This is a genomic window from Duganella alba, assembly GCF_009674495.1.
In the GTDB taxonomy this organism is placed as follows: Bacteria; Pseudomonadota; Gammaproteobacteria; order Burkholderiales; family Burkholderiaceae_D; genus Rugamonas; species Rugamonas alba.
The window spans coordinates 236,074-260,699 of the sequence record NZ_WKJN01000004.1 but is presented as its reverse complement, the minus strand read 5'-3'; the positions used below and the strand labels follow the sequence as shown (position 1 = coordinate 260,699).

20 protein-coding genes are annotated in these 24,626 nt (G+C 63.3%); 11 read left to right on the top strand and 9 right to left on the bottom strand.

Going from position 1 to position 24,626, the window contains the following annotated elements; translation table 11 throughout:
• Positions 1–2 precede the first annotated feature (2 nt).
• From GJ695_RS05935 to GJ695_RS05900, 8 genes are all read left to right on the top strand, one after another.
• On the top strand, positions 3–2,474 hold the full coding sequence (locus tag GJ695_RS05935) for a TonB-dependent receptor plug domain-containing protein (protein WP_229261281.1): 2,472 nt from the start codon (positions 3–5) through the stop codon (positions 2,472–2,474).
• Complete coding sequence (locus GJ695_RS05930) at positions 2,464–3,471, top strand: ABC transporter substrate-binding protein (protein WP_154362834.1); 1,008 nt, start codon at positions 2,464–2,466, stop codon at positions 3,469–3,471. Before GJ695_RS05935 ends, GJ695_RS05930 begins: the two co-directional genes overlap by 11 nt.
• A gap of 25 nt (positions 3,472–3,496) precedes the next feature.
• Positions 3,497–4,825 carry an LLM class flavin-dependent oxidoreductase gene (locus tag GJ695_RS05925; RefSeq protein WP_154362832.1) on the top strand — a complete coding sequence of 443 codons (1,329 nt, stop codon included), beginning with the start codon at positions 3,497–3,499 and terminating at the stop codon, positions 4,823–4,825.
• Positions 4,826–5,402: 577 nt separating this feature from the next.
• Positions 5,403–6,986, top strand: coding sequence for a rhodanese-related sulfurtransferase (locus GJ695_RS05920; protein ID WP_371866496.1), 1,584 nt, complete (start codon positions 5,403–5,405; stop codon positions 6,984–6,986).
• An 82-nt stretch (positions 6,987–7,068) separates the two neighbouring features.
• Positions 7,069–8,763 carry a methyl-accepting chemotaxis protein gene (locus GJ695_RS05915; protein ID WP_154362828.1) on the top strand — a complete coding sequence of 565 codons (1,695 nt, stop codon included), beginning with the start codon at positions 7,069–7,071 and terminating at the stop codon, positions 8,761–8,763.
• A 178-nt stretch (positions 8,764–8,941) separates the two neighbouring features.
• On the top strand, positions 8,942–9,340 hold the full coding sequence (locus GJ695_RS05910; RefSeq protein ID WP_229260590.1) for a hypothetical protein: 399 nt from the start codon (positions 8,942–8,944) through the stop codon (positions 9,338–9,340).
• Between the two features lie 88 nt (positions 9,341–9,428).
• Positions 9,429–9,767 carry a hypothetical protein gene (locus GJ695_RS05905; protein WP_154362824.1) on the top strand — a complete coding sequence of 113 codons (339 nt, stop codon included), beginning with the start codon at positions 9,429–9,431 and terminating at the stop codon, positions 9,765–9,767.
• 17 nt (positions 9,768–9,784) lie between these two features.
• Positions 9,785–10,435 carry a hypothetical protein gene (locus tag GJ695_RS05900; protein WP_154362822.1) on the top strand — a complete coding sequence of 217 codons (651 nt, stop codon included), beginning with the start codon at positions 9,785–9,787 and terminating at the stop codon, positions 10,433–10,435.
• Positions 10,436–10,456: 21 nt separating this feature from the next.
• Here the strand turns inward: GJ695_RS05900 and GJ695_RS05895 are convergent, their stop codons facing one another.
• The 3 genes from GJ695_RS05895 to budC all read right to left on the bottom strand — a co-directional run bounded on the left by GJ695_RS05895 (position 10,457) and on the right by budC (position 12,197).
• Positions 10,457–11,038: a hypothetical protein gene (locus tag GJ695_RS05895; protein ID WP_154362820.1), complete on the bottom strand. Its 582-nt coding sequence runs from the start codon at positions 11,036–11,038 to the stop codon at positions 10,457–10,459.
• On the bottom strand, positions 11,035–11,358 hold the full coding sequence (locus tag GJ695_RS05890; RefSeq protein ID WP_154362818.1) for an autorepressor SdpR family transcription factor: 324 nt from the start codon (positions 11,356–11,358) through the stop codon (positions 11,035–11,037). Before GJ695_RS05890 ends, GJ695_RS05895 begins: the two co-directional genes overlap by 4 nt.
• 77 nt (positions 11,359–11,435) lie before the next feature.
• Positions 11,436–12,197, bottom strand: coding sequence for a meso-2,3-butanediol dehydrogenase (gene budC, locus GJ695_RS05885; RefSeq protein ID WP_154362816.1), 762 nt, complete (start codon positions 12,195–12,197; stop codon positions 11,436–11,438).
• Positions 12,198–12,312: 115 nt separating this feature from the next.
• Here budC and GJ695_RS30365 point away from each other — a divergent pair, with 115 nt between their 5' ends.
• Positions 12,313–12,435 carry a hypothetical protein gene (locus GJ695_RS30365; RefSeq protein WP_267874242.1) on the top strand — a complete coding sequence of 41 codons (123 nt, stop codon included), beginning with the start codon at positions 12,313–12,315 and terminating at the stop codon, positions 12,433–12,435.
• An 80-nt stretch (positions 12,436–12,515) separates the two neighbouring features.
• Positions 12,516–13,541: an aldo/keto reductase gene (locus tag GJ695_RS05880; protein WP_154362814.1), complete on the top strand. Its 1,026-nt coding sequence runs from the start codon at positions 12,516–12,518 to the stop codon at positions 13,539–13,541.
• Here the strand turns inward: GJ695_RS05880 and GJ695_RS05875 are convergent.
• The 6 genes from GJ695_RS05875 to GJ695_RS05850 all read right to left on the bottom strand — a co-directional run bounded on the left by GJ695_RS05875 (position 13,538) and on the right by GJ695_RS05850 (position 23,366).
• A complete protein-coding gene (locus tag GJ695_RS05875) occupies positions 13,538–15,610 on the bottom strand; it encodes a TonB-dependent receptor (protein WP_154362812.1) in 2,073 nt (690 codons plus the stop codon). The two genes, GJ695_RS05880 and GJ695_RS05875, sit on opposite strands and share 4 nt — an antisense overlap.
• Positions 15,552–16,046 (bottom strand): DUF6702 family protein, encoded by a 495-nt coding sequence (locus GJ695_RS05870; RefSeq protein WP_154362810.1) that lies wholly within the window; start codon positions 16,044–16,046, stop codon positions 15,552–15,554. Before GJ695_RS05870 ends, GJ695_RS05875 begins: the two co-directional genes overlap by 59 nt.
• On the bottom strand, positions 16,046–18,394 hold the full coding sequence (locus tag GJ695_RS05865; RefSeq protein WP_154362808.1) for a M1 family metallopeptidase: 2,349 nt from the start codon (positions 18,392–18,394) through the stop codon (positions 16,046–16,048). Before GJ695_RS05865 ends, GJ695_RS05870 begins: the two co-directional genes overlap by 1 nt.
• An 88-nt stretch (positions 18,395–18,482) precedes the next feature.
• On the bottom strand, positions 18,483–19,994 hold the full coding sequence (locus tag GJ695_RS05860) for a carboxylesterase/lipase family protein (RefSeq protein WP_154362806.1): 1,512 nt from the start codon (positions 19,992–19,994) through the stop codon (positions 18,483–18,485).
• A gap of 68 nt (positions 19,995–20,062) precedes the next feature.
• Positions 20,063–21,169: a LacI family DNA-binding transcriptional regulator gene (locus GJ695_RS05855; RefSeq protein WP_154362805.1), complete on the bottom strand. Its 1,107-nt coding sequence runs from the start codon at positions 21,167–21,169 to the stop codon at positions 20,063–20,065.
• Positions 21,170–21,236: 67 nt separating this feature from the next.
• On the bottom strand, positions 21,237–23,366 hold the full coding sequence (locus tag GJ695_RS05850) for an alpha-glucuronidase family glycosyl hydrolase (protein WP_154362803.1): 2,130 nt from the start codon (positions 23,364–23,366) through the stop codon (positions 21,237–21,239).
• An 82-nt stretch (positions 23,367–23,448) separates the two neighbouring features.
• Here GJ695_RS05850 and GJ695_RS05845 point away from each other — a divergent pair, with 82 nt between their 5' ends.
• Positions 23,449–24,555 (top strand): endo-1,4-beta-xylanase, encoded by a 1,107-nt coding sequence (locus GJ695_RS05845; RefSeq protein ID WP_154362801.1) that lies wholly within the window; start codon positions 23,449–23,451, stop codon positions 24,553–24,555.
• Positions 24,556–24,626: the final 71 nt, after the last annotated feature.

The window sequence follows — 24,626 nt, the reverse complement described above, 5'->3', positions numbered from 1 at the left end:
CGTTGACCCCGATTAGCCTGGCGTTGCTTGCCTTGTGCGGCATCAGTGCGCCGGTACTGGCGCAGACCAGCGTAGGACAAGTGCAGGACGTCGTCGTGACGACCGGCGTGCGCGGCGAGGCGCGTACCGTGACGGACAGCCCGGCGCCGGTGGATGTCATCAGCGGCGAGCAGTTGATTCATACCGGCCGCGCGGAACTGGCCGAAGCGCTGGCGCGCCTGCTGCCGTCGTTTAACTTCGGCACCAATCAGGCCGGCGTGAATTCCGTGGTGCGGCCGGTGAGCAATCGCGGCCTGGGACCGGCCTACACGCTGGTACTGGTGAACGGCAAGCGTCGCCACAACGGTGCGCTGCTGACCAACGGCGGCGGCGACACCAGCGGCGTCAACGCCATCGACCTGGATACCATTCCACTGAGCGCCATCGGCCATATCGAGGTGCTGAAGGACAGTGCGGCGGCCCAATACGGTTCGGACGCGGTGGCCGGCGTGGTCAACGTGATTCTCAAGACCGGCAACCATGGCGGCGAGATTTCGGCCAGCTACGGCAAGCTGAAAGACGGCGACGGTGACCTGTCGAGCAAAAAACTGGAAGGCGACGCCGGCTTCACGCTGGGCGACGATGGCTTCCTGCACATCGGCGCCGCTGCGCGCAAGCGCGGGCAGGCGTGGTACAACTTCCCATCGACGAATCTGGTGGCGTATTCGCCGGCTTCCAATCCGAAGAACGCGACCTGGAACCGCGACGGTGCGCACAATGGCGACCCTGGCATCGAGGCCTATGACCTGGCCTTCAATGCGGAGAAGCCGTATAACGCCGACATCACGCTGTACGCTTTCGGCACTGCCGGCACGCGCAACACGGTGGCGGGGAATAACTTCCGCCGCCCGAACGGCCTGGCGACCATCGCGCAGATTTACCCGGATGGCTATTTCGCTATCAATAACATGAGCGCCTATGACTATCAGCTGAATGTGGGCGCGCGCGGCAAAACGGCGGGCTGGAACTGGGATCTGAGTACCGGCTACGGCAAGAACCGCGCGCGCCAGTACAGCAACCTGACGCTGAATCCTTCGCTGGGTCCAACGTCGCCGACCAGCTTCGATAACCTGGCGACTTATCAGTTCGAGCAATGGACCACCAACGAGGACTTCACCCGCGCGGTGGATATCGGCTGGAAAAAGCCGCTGCAATGGTCGTGGGGCCTGGAACAGCGCGTCGAGCGCTTCTCGACCTTTGCCGGCGATCCGCTGGGCTACATCAACGGCGGCTACATCTTCAAGACTGGCGACCAGGAAGGCAATCCTAACGTCGGCAAGCCGGCGGCGGTGGGTGCGCAGGCCGGTGTGGCGTTGTCGCCTGCCGATGCGACCAGTATCCGCCGCACGGTGCTGGCGGTGTACAACGATCTTGGCTTTTATCCGGTGGACGACTGGTTTGTCGATGGCGCGGTGCGCTTTGAGCACTACGACGACAGCGCCGGCAACACGGCCAGCGGCAAGATCAACAGCCGTTACGACTTTACGCCGAAGGTGGCGATACGCGGCACGGTGGGCAGCGGCTTCCGTGCGCCGTCGCTGACGCAGACTGGCTATTCACAGACCGACAACCGTACCAACATCAATCCGGTGACGGGCGAGGTGGGGCCGAGCTTGTCCAAACTGCTGCGCAACGATTCGGAGCTGGCGCACAAGTTCGGCGCGCGCGATCTCGATCCCGAGAAGTCGGTCAACTTCGGCATCGGCCTGGTGCTCAAGCCGGCGGACAATATCAATGTGACGCTGGATGGCTATCAGGTGAAGGTGAAGGACCGCATCGTCCGCACTGGTTATATGTTTGGTCCGGCGTTTGCGCCGACCTTGATCGCGGCGGGATTGACCGGTACTGAATGGGTCCAGTATTTCGCCAACGCGATCGACACGCGCACGCGCGGCGCCGATCTGGTGGCCGATATCACCAGCGACTACGGCAGCTATGGGCTGGTGCGCTGGGGCGCGGCGCTGAACTGGAACAAGACCGACGTCACGCGCATCAACGCCACGCCGTCGCAGATTACCGCGCTGGGCGCCAATCCTGGCGGTAGTTCGGTGTGGTTCGGCTACTCGGCCGGCGGCGGCATCGGTGACTTGAGCGCGACGCCCAAGACCAAGCTGATATTGTCGGCGCGCTGGTTCTTCGGCGATCTGGAAGCCAATGTGCAAACGACGCGTTACGATTCCTATCTGTGGCAGACCACCGCCAACCGCGCGCAGGATTATCACTTTGGCGCGAAATGGCTGACGGATCTGGACCTGAGCTATGCGGTGACCAAGAAGGTCAAGCTGGTGGTCGGAGCGGCGAATCTGTTCAACACCACGCCTGACAAGAACGGTCCGGGCGATGCCAATTCTGGCGGTAACAGCTTTGTGTACGGTCCTGCGCCGTTTGCGCCAAGCGGTGCTTACTACTACGGCAAGGTGACGTATGTCTTCTGATCCGGATCACGTCCGTCGGCGGTTGCTGGCGATGCTGCCGGCGGCCGTGTTGCTTGGCGCCTGCGGCAAGTCCGGCGTACCCGGCGTGGGCGCCGGCGCAGCTGGGGCGACGCCCGACCTGTCCAAGGTCACGCTGGTGCTGGGCGACCAGGTCAAGCTGTTGCAGACCAAGGCCGAAGCGGCCGGCGTGCTGAAAGACGTGCCATACAAAATCCAGTGGGCCAGCTTCCAGGGCGCGGCGCCGCTGTTTGAAGCGGTCGTCTCCGGCGACGTGGACACCGCCATGGCGGCCGACACCCCGGCGCTGGCGGCAGCGGCAGGCGGCGCACGCGTCAAGGTGGTGGTGGCCAGCGTGTCGTCGCCGACCGGCGTGGCCATTCTGGTGCCGCCGGATTCACCGATCAAGACGGTGGCGGACCTGAAGGGCCGCAACGTCATCGTCTCGTCCGCGCGCGGCAGCGTGGCGCACTTCCTGCTGTTTGGCGCCTTGCGTGAAGCGGGCCTGAAACCGCAGGATGTCAACACCGGCTTCCTGCTGCCCAGCGACGCCGCTGTCGCCTTCTCCAGCGGGAAGATCGAAGCCTGGGCCACTTTCGGCACCTATCAGGCAGCGGCCGAGATACGCGGCGCGCGCGTGCTGCGCGACGGCGTCGGCATCAATTCCGGCATCGGCGTGATCGCCGCATCGGACGCCGCGCTGGCCGATGCGGGCAAGCGCGCCGCCCTGGCCGACGTGCTGCGCCGCCTGGCGCAATCCAACGTCTGGGCCAATGCCCACCCTGAGGAGTATTACGCCGTGTTCCAACGCCTGACCGGACTGCCGCCCGACGTGGCCAAGCTGGCGGTCAGTCGTGACAGGCCACAACTGCGCGCTGTCGATGGCGAAATCGTCCGCCAGTTGCAGGAAGTCGCAGACACCTTTTACGAAGCCAAATTATTCCCGCGCCGGGTCGACGCGAGCAAGCTGGTCGACCCCAGCCTGTTCCAGCCCGCCTGACTATACCCAATAAAGGAGCATCACTATGAGCACTCGACAACTGAAACTCGGCTTCATCCTGCACGGCGTTGGTCCCGGCTGGGGCGACTGGCGGCATCCGGACGCCGATCCGACGGCCAGCACCAATATCGACTTCTATCTGCGCCAGGCCAAACTGGCGGAGCAGGCCAAGTTCGACTTCCTGTTCGTGGCCGACAGCGTGCACATCACCGAAAAATCCAGCCCGCATTACCTGAACCGCTTCGAGCCGCTGACCATCCTGTCGGCGCTGGCGACAGCAACGCGGAACATCGGCCTGGTGGGCACGCTGACCGTCAGCTACAGCGAGCCATACACGGTGGCGCGCCAGTTCGCGTCGCTGGACCATATCAGCAAGGGCCGAGCCGGCTGGAACGTGGTCACTTCCTGGCTGTCGGGCAGCGCCGAAAACTATGGCAAGCCGACGCACCCGCCACATGAAGTCCGCTACCGCATCGCCGCCGAGCATCTTGAAACGGTGCAGGGCCTGTGGGACTCGTGGGAAGACGATGCGCTCACGCGCGACAAGGCCAGCGGCGAGTTCTTCGAACCGTCCAAGCTGCATACGCTGAACCACAAGGGCGAATTCTTCTCGGTGCGCGGCCCGCTGAACATCAGCCGCTCGCCGCAAGGCCAGCCGGTGATCTTCCAGGCCGGCGCCTCCGAAGACGGCCGCAATTTCTCGGCCCGTTATGCGGATGCTTTCTTCACCGAGAACTCGTCGTTTGAAGCATCGCAGGCCTACTACGCCGATATCAAGCGTCGCGCCGCCGCCTTTGGCCGCGCGCCGGAGCGCCTGAACGTGCTGCCGGCATTGCGCGCCATCGTCGGCCGCACCGAGGAAGACGCCGAGCGCTTGTACAGGGAAGCCGTGAGCCTGATCCGCGTGGAAGATGCGCTGGTGGCGCTGGCCCGTTCCTTCAACGAACATGACCTGAGCCAGTATCCGCTGGACGGCCCGTTCCCGGACATCGGTCACTTCGGCGCCGAGAGCAACCGCAGCTCTTCCGAACGCATCATCCGCACCGCGCGCGAAGAGAACCTGACCCTGCGCGAAACCGCGCTGCGCTACGCCAGCCCGCGCCGCGAATTCGTCGGCACCGGCGTGCAGGTGGCCGACGCCATCGAGCACTGGTTCAACGGCGGCGCTGCCGACGGCTTCATCCTGTTCGAATCGCTGCCACGCCAGCTGGACGCTTTCGTGTCCGAAGTGGTGCCGGTCCTGCAGCAGCGCGGCCTGTTCCGCAAGGAGTATGAACACCATACCTTACGTGGTAATCTGGGACTGGATGTGCCGGAAAACCGCAACACCGCAGCACGCCGCCAGGCTGCGTAAGGAGGAAAGTACGATGAGTGAAGCACAACAACACGATCTGCCGCCGCGCCTGCGGCATTTTGTCAACCAGCTGGACGCCGTGATCGGCAAGGACGAGTCACAGATCGTCGAGCAGGGCTCGGCCGCGCTGCGCGAGCTGGTGGCGCATGACGACTGGTTGCCGCCGGAAGCGGCCGCGCCGCATCCGCAGTTCTACCGCCAGTATCTGCTGTACCGCGATCCGGCGGCGCGCTTTTCGGTGGTCAGCTTTGTCTGGGGACCGGGCCAGTCGACGCCGATTCACGACCACACCGTCTGGGGCCTGATCGGACTGCTGCGCGGCGCCGAGGTGTCGCATGACTTCCGCCGCAATGCGGATGGCACGCTGGCGCGTCACGGCGAACCGCAGCGGCTGGAGACCGGCACCGTGGTGGCGGTGTCGCCGACGCTCGGCGATATTCACCAGGTCTACAACGCCTACAGCGACCGCGTGTCGATCGGCATCCACGTGTATGGCGCGGACATCGGCGAGGTGGACCGCCACGTGTTCACGCTGGACGGCCAGGTCAAGCCGTTCCGCTCCGGCTATGCGCCGCAGATCCCGTTCCGCAGCTACGGGCAGGTGAGGGCGGACCTGCTGGCCGGCCGCGAAGTCGCGCTGCTGGACGTGCGCGAAGAAGATCCGCACGCGCAGTCGCACCCGCTGTTCGCCGCCAACTTCCCGTATGGCCGCATCGAGGTCGATGCCTACACCAAGCTGCCGCGCCGCGACGCGCCCATCGTGGTGCTGGACGACGGCGAGGGGCTGGCGCTGCCGTCGGCGCTGCGGCTGCACCAACTGGGCTACACCAATGTGGCGCTGCTCGAAGGCGGCCTGCAAGGCTGGCGCGACGCCGGCGGCGAGTTGTTCCGCGACGTGAATGTGCCGAGCAAATCGTTCGGCGAACTGGTGGAGCATGAGCGTCATACGCCATCCCTGTCCGCACCCGAGGTGAAGGCGCTGATCGACCAGGGCGAGAACATCGTCATTCTCGATGCGCGCCGCTACGACGAATACCAGACCATGAGCATCCCCGGCAGCATCAGCGTGCCGGGCGCGGAGCTGGCCTTGCGCGCGCGCGAGCTGGCGCCTGATCCGACCACCCGCATCATCGTCAATTGCGCCGGACGCACGCGCAGCATCATCGGCACGCAGTCGCTGATCAATGCCGGCGTGCCGAATCCGGTGTCGGCGCTGCGCAACGGCACCATTGGCTGGACGCTGGCGCAACAGCAGCTGGAACATGGCCAGTCGCGCAGCTATCCGGCTGCCTCGGAAGCCAACCGGCAGACGGCGGCGCACGATGCGCGCGCGCTGGCCGACCGCGCCGGCGTGAAGCGGCTGGACCGTGCGCAGTTGAGCAAACTGCATGCGGACCGCGTGCGCACCAACTACTTTTTTGATATCCGCAGCCCGAATGAGTACGGCGACGGCAGGCTGCTACACTTCCGTTCCGCGCCGGGCGGCCAGCTGGTGCAGGAAACCGAACAGTTCGCGCCGGTGCGCGGCGCACGCATCGTGCTGGCCGACAGTGACGGCGTGCGCGCCAATCTCACCGCGCACTGGCTCAAGCAGATGAACAACGATGTCTACGTTGTCGATGGCTTGCAAGCCGCCGATTTCAGCGTCACCGGCGCCTGGCAGGACGAACTGCCGCCGCATCCGGCAGTGGACGAAATCAGCGTCGACACGCTGGCGGAGTGGCTGGATACTGCACCGCAGCAGATTGCGGTACTGGACTTCACCTCCGGCGTCAACTATCAGAAGCGCCATATCCCCGGTGCCTGGTTCACGTTACGCTCGCAATTAGCAACGGCGCTGACGCAACTGCCGGATGGTGTGCAGCGTTATGTGCTGACCTGCGGCACCAGCCTGCTGACGCGCTATGTGGCCGCAGACCTGCGCGTGCTGACCAGGCTGCCCGTGCTGGTGCTGACGGGCGGCACGGCCGCGTGGCTTGCAGCCGGCAAGCCGGTTGAATCGGGCGCAACGCGGCTGGCGTCGCCGCTGATCGACCGCTACCGCCGTCCTTACGAGGGCACGGACAACCGCGCCGAGGCGATGCAGGCGTATCTCGACTGGGAATTTGGACTGGTGGCGCAATTGGACAAGGATGGGACACACGGCTTTAAAGTAATCTAATTTGACTTGTCTCATTGCAAGTTTAGTTGCATTGCAGCATAATTTCGAGTGTTACTCATTCAGTTTACTTGGGAAAATGGCAATGACGATTACAAAGCGTTTGATCCTTACCTTGTCGTTGGCGCTGGCGGCGCTGATTTTTGTCGGCGTCTCCGGCCTGACCCAGCTGTCGCGCGCGCAGCAGCGGCTGGACATGGTGCAGACCCGGCTCATTCCCAGTATCGCCAGCCTGAACATGGCCAAGGGTTACATGGCCGATTCCCGCCTGGCGGGCTATCGGCTGTCGGTGTTTTCCAACCTGGCCGACAAGACGGCGTTGGATAAAGCCTACAACGACGCCCACACCAAGTTCGACGAGGTCATGGCGACCTATGAAAAAGAACGCATCTTCGACGACACCGACCGCAAGATGCTGGAAGCGGACAAGGCGGCGATGGCGGCCTATCGCCAGACGCTGGTGCCGTTCCTGGCCGGCGCCCACGCCGGCGACATGGATGCGGTGCGCGCCACGCTGCAAGCCGGCACGCCGCTGGCCACATCGGCCGGCGCCCTGAAAAAAGCCTTCGACGACCATATCGCCTACAACAACAAGCTGATTGACGACGTGCGCACCGAAAGCGTGGCGGCGTATAACTTCGCTTTCCGCATGCTGGTGACGGTGATCGTATTGGCGGTGCTGGTGACCGGCGTGCTGGCGTGGCAGCTGTTCAGCACCATCAAGAACAGCCTGGCTTCGATCCGCGGCACGCTGGAGGACGTGAGCCAGTCGCTGGACCTGACCAAACAGATCAAGGTCGAGCGCATGGACGAAATCGGCCACACGGCGGTGGCGTTCAACAAGCTGCTGGAGCAGATTGCGGGTGTGATCGAGACCGTGCGTTCGTCCACCAGCGCGGTGGGCGCGGCATCGCAGCAGATCGCGGCCGGTACGGGCGACCTGTCGCAGCGCACCTCGTCGCAGGCGGCCGCGCTGGAAGAGACGGCGGCCAGCATGGAGCAGCTGACCGCCACCGTGGGCCAGAACGCGGACAACGCACGCCAGGCGAATCAGCTGGCGCGGTCGGCGTCGGAAGTGGCGACGCAGGGCGGCTCGGTGGTGGAGCAGGTGGTGGTTACCATGGGTTCGATCAATGAATCGTCGCGCAAGATCGTGGATATTATTTCGGTCATCGACGGTATCGCGTTCCAGACCAACATCCTGGCGCTGAATGCGGCGGTGGAAGCGGCGCGCGCCGGTGAGCAGGGCCGTGGTTTTGCGGTGGTGGCGTCGGAAGTGCGCACGCTGGCGCAGCGCTCGGCGGCGGCGGCCAAGGAGATCAAGGCGCTGATTGATGATTCGGTGGACAAGGTCGGCTCGGGCACGCGTCTGGTGGAGCAGGCCGGCACCACGATGCACGAGGTGGTGGCCAGCATCAAGCAGGTGACCGACATCGTCGGCGAAATCAGCGCGGCAACCCAGGAACAGAACGAGGGCATCTCGCAAGTGCATCGCGCGGTGACCGAGATGGATCAGACCACGCAGCAGAACTCGTCGCTGGTGGAGCAGACCGCGGCGGCAGCGGCGACGCTGCGCGATCAGGCGGACACGCTGGAGCAGGTGGTCAGCGCGTTCACGATCAACGCAGCACGCGCTTCCACCCGCGCTGCGTCTGCGCCGCCGGCGCCGCGTCCCGCCGCTGTGAAGCCGGCAGCCTTGCCGAAGGCGCCAGCCGCCAAGCCGGCGCCGCAGAAGCTGAAGGCCGCTGCGCCCGCCAGCAACGAGTGGGAAGAGTTCTAAGCAGAAATTGACGGCGTTGGTTTAACACCTCACATAGGGATGTGAATCCCTATCGTGCGGTTGGCGCTGGCGGCGTATCTTGGCTCATCCACTTCAAGAGGGCCTCAAGATGACCATACGCAGCCTGCTTTCCTCCGCTCTGATTGGCGCCGTTGCCAGCGCCCGCTCGATGACTCCCATGGCAACCATCGCGACCGCGCGTCTGGCCGATCGCAGCACGCCGGGCGAACTGGTGCTGCTGGATCGGCCTTTGTTCAAATACGGCGCGCTGGCGATGGGCGTCGGCGAACTATTCGGCGACAAGATGAAGACGGCGCCGGACCGTACAGTCTTTCTCGGCCTGCTGGCGCGCGTGGCGAGCGCCGGGATTGCCGGCGCCGCGCTGGCGCCGGAGGGCAGGGAGAAGGCCGGCGCCGCCATCGCGGTTGCCACCGCCGTGCCGCTGGCCTACCTGACGCTGGCCGGCCGCAAGCAGGCCATGGCGCGCATCGGCCAGACCCGCAGCGGCTTGATCGAAGACGCGCTGATCGTCGCCGCAGGCGCCGCCATTGTGGCGCTGGCGACGAGGCCGAAGTAGTCCGCACATCCCGTTTGCACACCGATATCACAGGTTCCGGCGTGGGAATCTGTGAGCTTTTTATTTAAGCAAGATGGTATCCTGCCACATGCTGAATAAACTATTCGCCCTGGCAGTGCTGCTATCGTTGACCGCGTGCGCTCACCGCACGGTGGCCGAACGCACCGACTATTGGCGTTCGGAGACCGCGCAGTCATTACCGGTGGGGTCGTCGCTGGAGGCCGCCCGGGCTTTCTTCGAACAGCGCGGCCTGAAGCTTGTTTGTTGCATGAATCAATTGAACGGGACGCCGCCCAAGCACTACGCCCTGGAGCGTGAAGTGGAGCATTCGTTTTTGATGCGCTATGACGTCGCCATTCTTGTCGAGATAACGCCGGACCAGCATGTGGCGGCGATAAGCGTGCAGCAGTGGGGTATTGGACTTTGATGAAACCTGGAGCCTCGATGGATAATTCTTTACGACGTGCCGTCTGCCTTGTTTGCTTATCCTCCTGCTTTGCTTCGTCGTTTGCCGCGACGCCGCCACCGGACATTCCAATTCTGCCGGCACCGCAAAAAGCGCGGCTGCAACCGTCGCCCTTCGCTGAAGTGGCGATGGGCGGGCTGAACGTGCGGCTTGAAAAAACCTCACTTGATGAAGTGCGCACCGCCGCGTCGTCCGGCGCCATCGCGCACCAGGGCGATGCCGGCGCAAGTATCTACTGGCTCTGTTACACGAATTTGAATGCGACGCCCGCCGAGAGGATTTGGCTTGTTTCAGACGGTGAAATGGGCGGTCGTGAGCATAGCGTAACCAGCGTGATCGCGCAGCGTTCGGCTGGCGCGCATGCGTCAGCCGATTGTCCTGCAATGCCGGCCACGCTTGCGCCGATGAAGCTTGAAAGCGGAATATGGCTGGATACGCCACCGGAGACAGCGCGCAAAATACTCGGCGCGGCGTCGTTCCACAGTGGGAATTGGGAGTCCTACGACTACCAGGGCAAAGTGCCGGGAAGCTGCGCCGGTGCGGGTTTCGACCTGACCAGTTCCCTGATGCTGCAAGCCGCTGGAAAACGGTTCGACACCTTGCGGATCAGCAGAATAACGAGTTGTTGAGAGCGATGCCGGGGATGCAGACTATTCCGAACCGCGCGGCGGTTGTGAATTGAATTTGCGGATAATCCCGACCACGCGGACCAACCCATAGGCCATTGCAAACCCCATGATCGATATGGCCGTTGCGCTGGCGTAGGCCAAAGGCAGCGTCAACCAGGCCAAGGCGTAACCCAGGCCGCCCAGTACCAGCGCCCAGGCGCCTGCACGACGTACCGCGAGAGAACATGCGGAGCCGGTCTGCTTTGGAATGACGTTGGCAAGCAACATGACAAACGAGCCGGCGAACAGGCCGATACTGCGGAGACGGAATGCTTCGTCGATCCATCCCAGACGCCCGATCACCCCGACGCCCAACAGCAGGCAGGCAAACACAATACCCAGCGTCACGTCGCGCCGTGCCGCGCTGCTGGCGGGATTTTTTCCGGCACAGCCGCCAACGAAGCGGCGCATGGTCCAGGCAAAGCAGATCAATCCGACCGCCATCAGATATTGTGGCGGATGCTCCGGATTAACCAGATATAAATAGCCGTAGGCACCTACGACAGCCACGGAAAGCGTTATCGCCAGCGCAAAGAATGGTGGTGCGTTAAACGTTGTTTTCATCGCTTCGCCTTTTGGTTGGAAAGTATTGTTGCCGCATGGTGCGCACCCTTAGGCGCCTTGGCTTGAATGCCCAGCAATTCGGCGAATCCGGCCAAAGCCTCTTCCAGCACCGAAAGCTTCAGGCAATACACCACGGACTTGCCGTTCTTCGACGACTCGATCAAGTCGGCTTCGCGCAGAACGGTAAAGTGGGCTGACATCGTCGGCTTTGAAACGTCAAAATGGTCCGCCAGCTCGCCTGCCGTGAGAGGGCCATCCTTCAGGAGAGCCAGCACCTGGCGGCGGGTCGGATCGGCAAGCGCCTTGAATACTTTGTTCATGCTTTCAAGATTAGCTAAACATCTAAATGATGTCAAGATGTTTTCTTGCCCGGGACTTTGCCCGGGCGGATGGATGGCTATTGGCGCGGCTGGCCGTTGGAGGCGCGCAGGCCGGCGTCCACCGGCAGGTTGACGCCGGTGATGAGGCGGGCGTCGTCGCTCGCCAGGAACGCCATTGCGGCGGCAATGCCATCCGGGTCTTCAGGCGTGCCGAGTGGCATGCGCTCCTTGAACTTGGCGACCAGCCCGGCATCCTTGAGCATCTCCGTGGTCATGCCGGTTTTGGTCAGGCTCGGATTTACCGCATTGACCCGCACGCCGTCCTTGGCCGCATCCAGCGCCATCGCGCGCACCATGTTACTGACCGCGCCCTTGGACGTGTTATAGGCGAACATCTCCCAGTCGCCGCCTAGTCCTGAAACGGAAGACGTCATCACGATCGAACCGCGTGTTTTCACGAGTTCGGGCAGCGCGGCTTTGGCCATGTTGAAGTAACCGGTGACATTCACTGCCATGACGCGTTCGAAGTCTGCTTCGCTCGTCTTCATGATGTCGCCTTCGCTTGCGATGCCGGCGTTGTTGATCAGGATATTCAGCCCTCCAAAGCGCGCGACCGCCGCTTTGACGGCGGCAGCGGCGGTTTCCTTGTCGGCGGTGTCGCCCACCTGCACCAGAACGCGGTCTTGCGGCAATTGAGCAGCGGCTTCCTTGAGGTTGGCCTCATCGATATCGAGCATGACGACGCGGGCGCCTTCGTCGAGGAAGCGGCGGACCGCGGCCAGGCCCATGCCGGAAGCTGCGCCTGTGACCAGCACGGTTTTTTCGTCGAAACGTTTCATGATTTTCCTCAGCTAAGAATGTGAAACGACGTTATCACAGCCGGGGAAGGCAACGCTTTTCGGTACTGACAGGCAATCCCGAACGGTGACCATCTTCGCGGCGGCTGCCTCACCCTTGTACTCCTTTGGGCATGCTGCCTTCATCGATACCGGCGCCTGCCGCAACTATGTGGCCAAGGCGCGCACCTTCCTGGCCCAGACACTGGCCGCCGAGTCCAGGCCGATGCAAGGGAACTGACGCGGACCAACGTGATTTTCGTGTGCGCGCTACAATCAGGATTCAGCGCGCAGAGTCGCGCTTTACTTGAGAGGATTGCGATGAATCACAAGCGTCTTGGAAAGTCCGGCTTGCGCGTGCCGGAACTCAGTTTTGGCACCGCCACCTTCGGCGGCGGTAACGACTTCTTCAAAGCCTGGGGCAGCACCGACAGTGGCGCCGCTTCGCGCCTGATCGATGTGTGCCTCGAACACGGCGTGTCGATGTTCGACACCGCCGACGTCTATTCCGACGGCCTGGCCGAACAAATCCTCGGTGAGGCCATCAAGGGCAAGCGTAATCGCCTGCTGATCTCGACCAAGGTCACGTTTCCCACCGGCGACGGCGCCAACGACTACGGTTCCTCGCGCCAGCACATCATCGACGCTGTCGATAAATCGCTGAAGCGCCTGCAGGTCGATCACATCGATCTGTTGCAGTTGCACGGCCAGGACTACAACACGCCCGTGGAAGAAACGCTGTCCACGCTGGACCAACTGGTCCGCGACGGCAAGGTGCGCTACATCGGCGCCTCCAACTTCTCCGGCTGGCACCTGATGAAATCCCTGGCGACGTCGGACCGCTACGGCTACCCGCGCCACGTGGCGCACCAGATCTATTACTCGCTGCTGAACCGCGACTACGAATGGGAACTGGCGCCGCTGGCGGATGACCAGGGCGTCGGCGCGGTGATCTGGAGTCCGCTGGGCTGGGGCAAGCTGACCGGGAAAATCCGTCGCGGCCAGCCGGCCAAGCCGGGCACCCGCGCGCACGACATCGCCGGCACCGGTCCGCACTTCGAGGAAGAGCGCCTGTTCCGCATCATCGATGCGCTGGATGTGGTGGCCGGGCAGACCGGCAAGTCGATTCCGCAGATTGCGCTGAACTGGCTGCTGGGTAAGCGCACCGTCTCCAACGTCATCATCGGCGCACGCGACGAGAAGCAGCTGATCGAAAACATCGGCGCCACCGGCTGGTCGCTGACGGCCGAGCAGAACGCGCTGCTGGAAGCGGCCAGCGATGTGGCGCCGGCTTACCCGGTATGGCACCAGCGCGGCTTCACCATGCTCAATGAGCGTGGCGGCTAGAAGTTCTTGATCAGCGTCGCCCGCAGCGAGCGCGATTCGATCGGGTGGAAGTGGATGTCGGATACCGGCTCCGCTTCGCCCTTCAACTGCGATGCGTAGTAATAATCGATGGCCGAATCGCGGCGGTTGGTGATGTTGAAGGCTTCCAGCTCCAGCCGCAGATCCTTGCGGATCTTCCAGCCCAGGCGGCCGTTCAGCGTCATGCTGGAACTGGAGCGCACGCTGTTATCCTCGATCAGCGGCCGCGGTCCGAAATAGCGCAGCTTCAGCGATCCCGAATACGGGCCGCCGTCATCCACCGTCACCGCCAGCTGGCCGGTGCCTTCAATCGCGCCGGGAATGTAGCTTCCTTCCTCCAGATCGCCGCGCGAACGCGCGCGCGCATACGCAAGGTCCAGGTCCACCGACAGCCATTTCAGCGGCTTGTAGTAGTTGGAGAACTCCACGCCGTAACGGCGGCTGGGCGGTCCGGCCTCGGTGGTGCCGGCATCGCCGGCGTAGGTCAGCTCCGAATCGAAATCCAGGCGGTACACCGACAGCGAGGTTTGCAGGCCAGGCAGCCACGCCGTGCGCGCGCCGAATTCGATGCCGCGCGAACGCACCAGCGGTTGCACCTTGTCCGCCGCCAGACCCGTCTTCGGATCGATGGTGATGGTGGAGCCGCGCGCGTCGTTGCTATGGAAGCCGCTGCCGAAGTTGGCGTACACCTCGGCGCTCTGCCACGGGCCGTAGATCACGCTCACGCTCGGGCTGACCAGATGGTCGTTGGCCTTGCCCGAGTTGGCGGCAAGGTCGCTCCGCACGTCGAAGCGGTAGCTGTCCAAGCGCGCGCCGGCCACGGTGCGCAAAGCTTCGCTCCAGCGCGTGTTGTTCTCGACATACAGGCCGGCGCTGGATTCCACGATGTGATCCTGGCGCGTGACCGACAATGTGCGGCGCGCCTGCGTGCTGTACAAGCCGTTGAAGATGTTGTCGTTCTGGAGCTGCACGCCGATGGTGGTTTCGGTGTTGCCGGTGTCGGTGTGCTGGTGCCAGCTGTGCGACGCGTTCACGCCGCTGGTGACGCGCTTGTCCGGCTGCGCGAACTGGTCGCCATGCACCGGGTCATCCATGAAGTAGGTGAAGTTGGACCACAGGTCCAGCTGGTTGGCGATGATGTAGGCGTTGACCTTGCTGGCGCTGTCGTCGTTGGTGCGGCGCCAGGCGCCGGACAGGCTGTAACGGTGGGACTTGCCGCCGTCCGTGTTGTCGATGGCGTCGTTGCGGCCGATCTGGCCGTCCTGCACCGCGCGCAGCGGAATCTGGTCGGTCGAGTTCCAGTCGGCCTTGTAGGCCATCAGGCTGACGTTGAAGCCGTTGTTGGCGTAGCCTTCGCTGTAGCGCAGCACGGCGTTCAGCTTCCTGTATTCATCCGGATTGGTGAACGGGCCGTCGTTGTGCAGCGCCTCGATGGCGTACAGCAGGCTGCCGCGCTGCGTCTCCAGCGAATCGGCGACCAGCGCGCGGCCGTAGCCGTTCTGGCCCGCCGACACGCTGGCCACGCCTTGCAGCAGGCGGTTGGCGTACACCACCGACGCGGTGCCGGCCGAGGCGAAGTCGCCTTCCTCGGCGGAGTAGGGGCCTTTCTTGTAATCGAGGCGCACCGCCAGTTCGGGGATCAGGAAATTCAGGTCGGTCCAGCCCTGGCCATGCGCGTGGCTGCGCTGGTTGACCGGCATGCCGTCGACAGTGGTGCGCAGGTCGGTGCCGTGATCGAGGTTGAAACCGCGCAGATAGAATTGATTGGCCTTGCCTTCGCCACTATGCTGGCTCACCACCAGTCCGGGCACCGCCTCCAGCATCTCGCCGGGACGGTAGACGGTGCGTGCCGCCAGCTCTTCCTGCGTCACGCTGCCGGCGCTGGCCGCATCGGCCACGCCCAGCTGGTTGGTGCGCGAGCCATCCACCAAGACCCGTTGCAGGATCTGGTCGTCGGCGTGGGCGGAACCCAGTGCCAGCAGCAGTGCGTACTTAAGGGGCGATTTGATCGATGCTGTCTTGATCGAAGAAGAGCGTTTTAACGGTGCCATCGGTTTCCACATTCACGGTGTTTCTTTGCGACGGCAGGAAGTCTACCAGCAAAGCATTGTGGATGCGGCTACCTTTTTTCAGTTTTACGCCTTTGATCTCCTGGAACACGACCACGGTGTCGGCATCGATTTTGGCGCCGACCCATTGCAGCGGCAGGCGCTTGCCGTCCGCGTCGGAGAGGGTGAACTGTTTTTCCATATAGCGGCGCAGCGGCGGTTCGCTGTCCGGGCGGCCAAGGTCGAACTGTTGGCCGTACAGGTTGGCCAGCAAGGCAGCGAGATCGTGACCCGTGTAGGTGTGCACGATCTCGGTGTTGCCGGTGCTTTGGTTGTAGCTGATGTCGGCCATGCCCATGTGGAAGTTATGGGCATGGGACACCGTGCCGGCCAGGGCCAGCACGGTTGCTGCAATCAGATGCAGGCGTCGGAAGATCATTACTTCTTGTCGTCCTTGCCTTTGAGCGGCGTATTAAAGTCGCGCATCAGATTGTTTTTGTCACGCTCGGTCTTGAACAGTTCCAGGCGCGATTGCGATACCTTGCGTGGCCAGGAGTTGTTCGAGGTGTCGATGTCGGCGGTTTCCCAGTACGGGTCCTGGGTAATGCCCACGATCGTTTCGTCGGCGACGATCAACTTGGTGATCTTCTTCGGCGAGTAGCGCCATACTTCGGCCGGAATGCGCTCGATGTACTTCTTGCCGCTCTTGAGTTCAATCTCCAGGATCAGCGGCATCACCATGCCGCCCAGGTTGGAGAAGTCCACCAGGTACAGGTGTTTGCCCTGATCCAGCAGTTTTTTCTCCCACGGCTCCAGCTTGTCGATCGCCTCGTTGTAGCTGTTGCGGTCCTTGTTGGTGACGGTGAACTCGTCGTGCTCGTTGTAGAAGTCCTTCAGCTCCGGATGCTCGGCCAGGCGTTTAGGCAGCGCCTTGTTGCGCTGTTCCGAAATGGAGATCGGCTGCGCGTCCTTCTGCGCTTTTTTCCAGGCCTTTTCGGTTTCCGGATTCTTGGTGCTCACGCCGTACTCGGTGATGCCGTCGATGCTGATGTCCACCGGATCGGTGGTGTAGAACCAGCCGCGCCAGAACCAGTCGAGGTCCGTGCCCGAAGCGTCTTCCATGGTGCGGAAGAAGTCAGCCGGCGTAGGGCGCTTGAACTTCCAGCGTTGTGCGTATTCGCGGAATGCGTAGTCGAACAGCTCGCGGCCGAGGATGGTCTCGCGCAGGATGTTCAGGCCGGTGGCCGGCTTGGCGTAGGCGTTATTGCCCAGCGCAGCGATCGACTCCGAGTTGGTCATGATCGGCACCTGGTTGCGGCTCTTCATGTAGTCGACGATGTTGCGTGGCTCGCCGCGGCGCGACGGATAGCCGTCTTCCCATTCCTGCTCGGCCAGATACTGTACGAAGGTGTTCAGGCCTTCATCCATCCAGGTCCACTGGCGCTCGTCCGAGTTGACGATCATCGGGAAGTAGTTGTGGCCCACTTCGTGGATCACGACGCCGATCAGGCCATACTTGGTCTGCTGCGACCAGGTGACCTGGCCGGTCTTCTTGTCCTTGGTCGGACGCGGACCGTTGAACGAGATCATCGGGTATTCCATGCCACCCACCGGACCGTTGACCGAGATCGCGGTCGGATACGGGAAATCGAAGCTGTACTTGTTGTACTTGTCGATGGTGTGGATGATGGCCTGGGTGCTGTACTTGCCCCACAGCGGATTGCCTTCCTTCGGATAGTAGGACATCGCCATCACGTTGGTCGAATCCTTCTTGAAGCCTTGCGCATCCCAGATGAATTTGCGGCTCGACGCCCAGGCAAAGTCACGCACGTTGCTGGCCTTGAAGTGCCAGGTTTTGGACGCGGTGCTGTGCGATTTCTCGGCGGCGGTGGCTTCTTCCTGGGTGACGATGACCACCGGTGCGGTGGCGGTGCGGGCCTTGGCCAGGCGGTCGCGCTGGGTGGCGGTCAGCACATCGTTCGGATTTTGCAGTTCGCCGGTGGACGCCACCACGTGGTCCGCAGGAACGGTCAGCTGCACATCGTAGTCGCCGAATTCCAGCGTGAATTCGCCGGTGCCCAGGAACTGCTTGTGCTGCCAGCCGTAGACGTCGTAGTAGGCCGCCATGCGCGGGAACCACTGGGCGATTTCGAACAGGTCGTTCTTGTCTTCGTCAAAGTGCTCGTAGCCGGAACGGCCGCCCAGCACTTGCTGTTCGTTGATGTTGTAGGACCAGTCGATGTTGAACACGAACTGCTCGCCGGACTTCAGGGGCTTCGGCAGGTCGATGCGCATCATGGTGCGGTTGATGACGTACTTCAGCGGCTGGCCGCCGGCCGCCACGGTTTTGATCTTGAAGCCGCCGTCGAATTCACGGCCGGCCAGGATGCCGCGCATGCCTTCGAACTTGTAGCCGTCTTCCGGGCCGGCCGGTTTGGCCCATGCTTCGCGCGATGGCTGCGTGAGCATCATGCGGGCGTCGGAGTCCTTTTTGTAGATGTTCTGGTCCAGCTGCACCCACAGGTAATTCAGCGTATCCGGCGAATTATTGTGATAGGTGATCTGTTCGCTGCCGGTCAGGGCGCGCTTGGCTTCGTCCAGCGAGGCGCTGATGGTGTAGTCAGCGCGCTGTTGCCAGTAGGCGTGGCCTGGTGCGCCGGATGCGGTGCGGTAGGCCGTAGGAGTCGGCAGGATTTCTTCGAGTTGACGGAATTTGTCGTCGAAAGGTTCCGCCGCGTAGGCGGAAACTGTCAGGCATAACGCCATGAAGCCAAGTTTCTTGTGCATTGGGTATGTTTCCTCAAGATAAGAGGATAAATTGTATAGCAGGTTTTCAATCAATTACCCGCTGATACAATAAAATACAAACTTGTTTTTATGGCCTTGCCTGGGACTCCTGGAACTGGTAATGCGCGTCGTCGGTGGCGGTGATGGCCCTGGAGGGGACGCCCAGCTCCATCAGGCGCGAACCCGCGCCGGCGCTGGCTTGCGGCCATTCCGGCAGGCCGGCGCCATTGGGGTTGCCGGTCTTGATGAAGTTGGCGAAGTAGGCCTGCATCTGGGCGGACAGCGCATAATCGTCGGCCGTCCAAGCATAGACTTTATTGCCTGGCAAGTTACCCAGCGCGTATTCGATTTCCACCGAATGGCCGGCGCCTTCCTGGCCTGGACGCGGGCGGGTGTAGTAATAACGATACGTCGGCTTGCCGCTGGTGCGGGCATGGCTGTCGATCCACTTCCAGGTGCCGTAGGCGATGAAGCGGTCGCTGGCCAGTTCCGTCGCGGCCTGTTTGACGTCGCCGCTGTAGGCTTGTTGCGCGGCGGCGGCGTGTTCGCCGTACAGTTTTTGCAGCGCGGCGGCGAAGTTCTCGGTGGTCGGCTCGGACTCGCCGAGGATTTGCCTGTAGTGGCCTTCGTAGGCGTTCCAGCCGGCCAGCAGCGGCACCTTGGCCTGTTCGCCGGCGGCGTAGACGTCGACCGGCGCACGCGGAATCACATAACCGTCCTGCACCGCCGAGAACCATTTGCCAGGTTTTTTGGTTTCGTCCAGCAGCTGCTGGGCGGGCATGGCGCGCAGTTCGGCCAGCGTCGGCGCGCCGATGGCCTGGGCGAAGCCGGCGCCGCCTTGTTCTCCGGCGGCCAGCGGTGCAGGAGGCATCAGGCCAAGCAGCGAACCGCTTTCGCCGATGGCGCCGGCGAACAGGCCTCTCGACTGCGGATTGATCATCTGTGCGCTGACCGAGAACGAGCCGGCCGATTCGCCGGCGATGGTCACGCGCGAGGGATCGCCGCCGAAGGCCGCGATATTTTTCTTCACCCACGCCAGCGCCGCCGCCTGATCCATCAGGCCGTAGTTGCCGGAGGCGTGGTGCTTCGATTCCTTGCTCAGTTCCGGGTGCGCCAGGAAACCGAACACGTTCAGGCGGTAGTTGACGGTGAGCGTGACGATGCCCTTGGCGGCCATGCTTTCACCGTCGTAGCGAGGCTCGGAACCGTCGCCCGCCGCAAAGCCGCCGCCGTAGAAGTAGACCAGCACCGGCAGCTTTTCCTTTTTGGATTTGGCTGGCGTCCAGACATTGAGGAACAGGCAGTCCTCGCTGACGCCGTCGGAGCGGAACACCATGTCGCCGAACAGCGGCAGCTGCATGCAGCGCGCGCCGAAATGATCGGCCTTGCGCACGCCTTTCCATTTTGCCGCCGGCTTGGGTTCCGCCCAGCGCAGTTTGCCGACCGGCGCCGCCGCATATGGAATGCCCTTGTACGAGGTGACGCCAGACGCTTCGGTGACGCCTTCCGCCACGCCGGTGGCGGTGGTGGCGCGTGGCGCCGCTTGAGCGGAGAGGGCAAACAGGCTGGAAGACAGGAGCAGCAGACCGGCTTTTTTCATGGCGTAGGCGATATGGGTTAAACGGGGAGATTAACTATATCGCAAAACACCATGCGCCGGGAGCCTGCTTATTTAGCCTTGCCGGCGATCTTGGCGGATGGCCGCAGGCGCGGCGCGGCGTCGGACTGGCGGCGGATCAGCGTGTGCTTGGTCACCACGTGACGTGGCTCTTCGGGCGTGCCATTGCGTTCGGCGCGGATCAGGCGCACCAATGACTGCACGGCTTCCTCCGCCATATCGGTAATCGGCTGGCGCACGGTGGTCAGCTCGGGCCAGATGGTGGTGGCCAGCGCGGTATCATCGAAGCCGGCGACGGTCAGGTCGCCCGGCACGTCCAGGCCGAGACGGTGGGCGATCGCCACCACGGCGGCGGCCATGTCGTCGTTGCTGGCGAAGATGGCGGTCGGGCGCTGGGCGAGGCCCAGCAGCGATTCCGCCGCATCCAGGCCGGAACGGTAGGTGAACTGGCCTTGCACGATCAGCTCCGGCGCGCTTTGCACATGCTTCTCCGCGATGGCGGCCTTGAAGCCGGCCAGGCGGCGCGCACTGGCGCTCTGGTTCGGATGGCCGATGACGAAGCCGATGCGCTGGTGGCCCAGCGCGATCAGGTGACAGGTCATCGCATACGCAGCCTGGTAGTCGTCGATACTGACGCCGCCCACGCGCGAATCCGGCTGGCCGCAGGCCACGGTGATGGCCGGCGTGCCGGAAGCGGCGATCAGGTCGATCAGGTTGCGCGTGTCGCACAGCGGCGGCGGCAGGATGATGCCGTCGACGCCATTGGCGATCAGGCGACGCGCCTGTTCGACGCCATGCTCATCGGCTTCGCATTTTTCCACCACCAGCTGCACGTTGTTCGGGCTGGCCTGGTTCAGCAGGCCGACCAGGAATTCGCTCAGGTAGCCGGCGGAAGGATTCGAGTACAGGAAGCCGACGCGGATAGGGCGTGATCCGGCCAGGCGGCGCGCCGCCTGGTTGGGGACGTAGTTAAGGGCAGCGACAGCCGCATCGACGCGGTTGCGGGTTTTTTCGCGGACGTTGGTGTCGCCGTTCATCACGCGCGACACCGTCATCGGGGACACGCCTGCCAGTTCGGCCACGTCGGCCATGGTCGGCGCCTGCGAGCGGCTCTGCACGGCCGGTACCGGCGCCGGTTTCACCTTAGTTTTTGTCATCTGTCCTCAAATAAAATAAAGCTATGTTCAGTCCCGGACTTTACCACAAGCGGGCAGGTTTTCTTCCCTAGCCACGCCCCGGCGCATAGGGATAACTTAGCGATTTGTAGTAATCCAGCGGGTGCGCGGGGGCTTTAACACCGGGCGGCAGCGCCAGTCCGGACACCGACTGGAAGTAGGCGATGCACGCATCGCGCCACAGGACAGCGTTGTTGACCTGGCGGTTCAGGCGCTGCTCTTCCTCGGCATAGCGGCGCGCGTCGATCAGCGGCTTCAGCGCCACCCAGCGTGCCTGCAGCGAACGCGCGTCAGCCACGCCCTTGTCGTATCGGACCAACAGTTCGGCCCACAGCGTGCGGGCGGACGGCATGGTGTAATCCCACGGCAGATGGTGGAACCACAGCAGGAACTGTTCCGGCGTGGTCTTCGGATCGGCATACTGGCGTGCGATCTCCGGAGCATACTGTTCCAGCGCGTTGCTGCCCTTGGCGGTGCGGTCGAAGCCGATGCCGTCGCGGCTGGCGCGGTGGTAATAGACCGGATTCCAGTCCGGGCGTTCCAGGTTGTCGACCCATGGCGCAGGGCCGAAGTGGTGGCCGGTGCCCATGATGTGGTGCAGGCCCAGTGGCGTCATGTAGTTCACCACCGTTTCGCGCGACATCATCATCATGTCGACCACTGGCGCTTCGGCGCGCTTGCCGAAGGTGAGGGCGGCCCATTCGGCGGCGACGTCGCGTGCCCTGGCTTGCGGATTCCAGGCCATGCGGCCAAAGGCGTACCAGTTGGCCTGGTCGAAATGCGAACCGGTCCAGTTACGGTCGCTGCCGATATTCGCCACGCCGGCCATGCCGCTCAAGGTTTGCGCGACGGCGCCGGTAGAGGTTTTGGTGTCGGTTTCCAGCGTCTCTTCAAACAGCGTGCCCAGATAGGCCATGTCGGTCGAGTAGCCGAGGTACTCCTTGGTGATCTGGAATTCCATCACCAGCGGCGTTTTCGGCATCGCGCCGAACAGCGGGTGGAACGGCTCGCGCGGCTGGAAGTCGATGGCGCCGTTTTTCACCTGTACAAGCACGTTGGCGGCGAAGCTGCCGTCCAGCGGCTTGAACTCGTCGTAGGCCTGTTTGGCGCGGTCGTCGGCCAGGTGTGCGCCTTTCGGCGCGTAGACAAAGGCGCGCCACATGACGATGCCCTTGTGCGGCGCCACGGCGGCGGCCAGCATGTTGGCGCCGTCGGCGTGGGTGCGGTGATAGTCCTGCGGACCTGGCTGGCCTTCGGAGTTGGCCTTGACCAGGAAGCCGCCGAAGTCGGGAATGACCTTGTAGATTTCATCGGCCTTGCGCGCCCACCAGGCGCGCACTTCCGGCGACAGCGGATCGGCGGTGCTGGTTTCCTTCAGCTCCAGCGGCGTCGAGAAGCGCGCCGACAGATAGACCTTGATGCCGTAAGGGCGCAGAATGTCCGCCACGGCGGCGGCCTTGGCGATGAAGGGCGCCGTCAGCACCTCCGGTTTGGAGTTGACGTTGTTGAGCACCGTGCCGTTGATGCCCAGCGATGCGTTGGCGCGGGCGTAGTCGGTGTAGCGCTGGTCCTTGATGTCCGGCAGCGCCCACCAGTCCCAGATCGACTGGCCGGAATAGCCGCGTTCCACCGTGCGGTCGAGATTATCCCAGTGGTTCAGCATGCGCAGTTGCAGCTTGGGCGCGGACGATGCTTCCAGCCTGGCGCCTGTGGCTGCGTCGCGCAGCCAGGCGTAGGCGCCGTAGAGCAGGCCGATGTCGCTGTTGGCGGCGATCAGCGTCACATTGTGGCCTTGTACGCGCGTCTGGCGCAGCAGGTAGCCTTCGTTGCCAAGCGCCGCCAGTTCGGCGTGCAGTGGCGATGCGGCGCCAAGCTCCGGCAGGCGCGCCGGCGTGGCGAGCAGCAGGGCGCCATCGGCGATGCGCGAGGCTGGTGCGGATGCGTGGCCCAGCATGCCGGCCAGACCCCGGTTCAGTTCCGTCAGGGCGGCTTGCGTGGTCGGCGAAGGCGCACCGGGAATCACGATGCTGCGGGCCTGCGCCTGCACGCCGGCTTGGGCGGCCCGGTCCAGTGGGCGGTGGCGCAGCCACAGGTCGTAGCCGTCTTCGTCGGCCGCCGATGCTGTCGCAACGAGCGATAAAAGCAGCGCGGCCAGCGCGGCGGAAAAGGTAAATCGCATCTTGTCTCCGTTTTTATGATAGCGTAACCATTTCATTATGCCACGATGTTAGCAAACAATTCCAACGAGGAGTGAGACAAAAATGAAGATATCCCGACGCGGTGTTCTGGCGATGATGGCGGCAGGCGGTTTGCTGCCGCTGCATGCGGCAGACATGCCGGAACCCTTGAAAGTACTGGGCAAACGCAAGGGCCTCCATGTCGGTAATGCGATTGGCGGCCGCTATTTCCGCGATCCCGGGTACAAGGCGCTGATGGCGCGCGAGTGCGACATGCTGGTGGCGGAGAACGAGGGCAAATGGAAGGCGCTGGAGCCGCGTCCAGGCGAATATCACTTCGAGCCGGCGGATGAGATGTATGCCTGGGCGAAGTCGCAGGGCATGCTGGTGCGCGGCCACAACCTGATCTGGCAGGACGCCAAGTGGCTGCCGACGTGGGTGAACGAATACGATTTCGGCGCGCAGCCGGTGCAGGCGGCGGAGGCGCTGCTGCGCAAGCATATCGTGACGGTGTGCGATCACTTTGGCGGAGCGATCCATAGCTATGATGTGGTCAATGAGGCGGTGGATCCGAAGACGGGCGCGCTGCGCACCAATGTGTTCACCGAGCGTCTGGGGGCGGTGGAGCAGATCGACCTGGCGTTCCGCGTGGCGCGGGAGCATGCGCCCAAGGCGCAGCTGGTCTATAACGATTACATGCGGCCGGACGAGGGGAGCAAGAAGCATCGCGAGGGCGTGTTGAAGCTGCTGCATGACCTGAAGTCGCGCGGCACGCCGGTGCAGGCGCTCGGCCTGCAGAGCCATATCGGTTCGTGGGATGACCTGGGGGGCGCGAAGCAGCAGCAGGTGTGGCGCAAGTTCCTGGATGAGGTGACGGGCATGGGGCTGGATCTGCTGGTGACCGAGTTTGATGTCAACGACCGCAAGCTGCCGGGCGATGAGGCCGTGCGCGATGCGGGCGTGGCGGCGCTGGCGAAGGATTATCTGGATGTGACGTTCAGCTACCCGCAGTGCCGGGATTTCCTGATGTGGGGGATGGCGGACAACGTCAGCTGGCTGCAGGGATGGAAGGAAGCGCCGCGCACCGATGGTCTGGCGATGCGGCCTACGCCGTTTGATGAGCAGATGCGCGCGAAGCCTTTGCGCGACGCCATCGCCGCTGCTATCAACGCAATGCCTGCGCGCTCCTAGACCCGCACGGCCAGGTGGGGTCGGACCCTGCGGGTCCGACCCCTAAGTGGTACGGCATGCGTATCACTAAA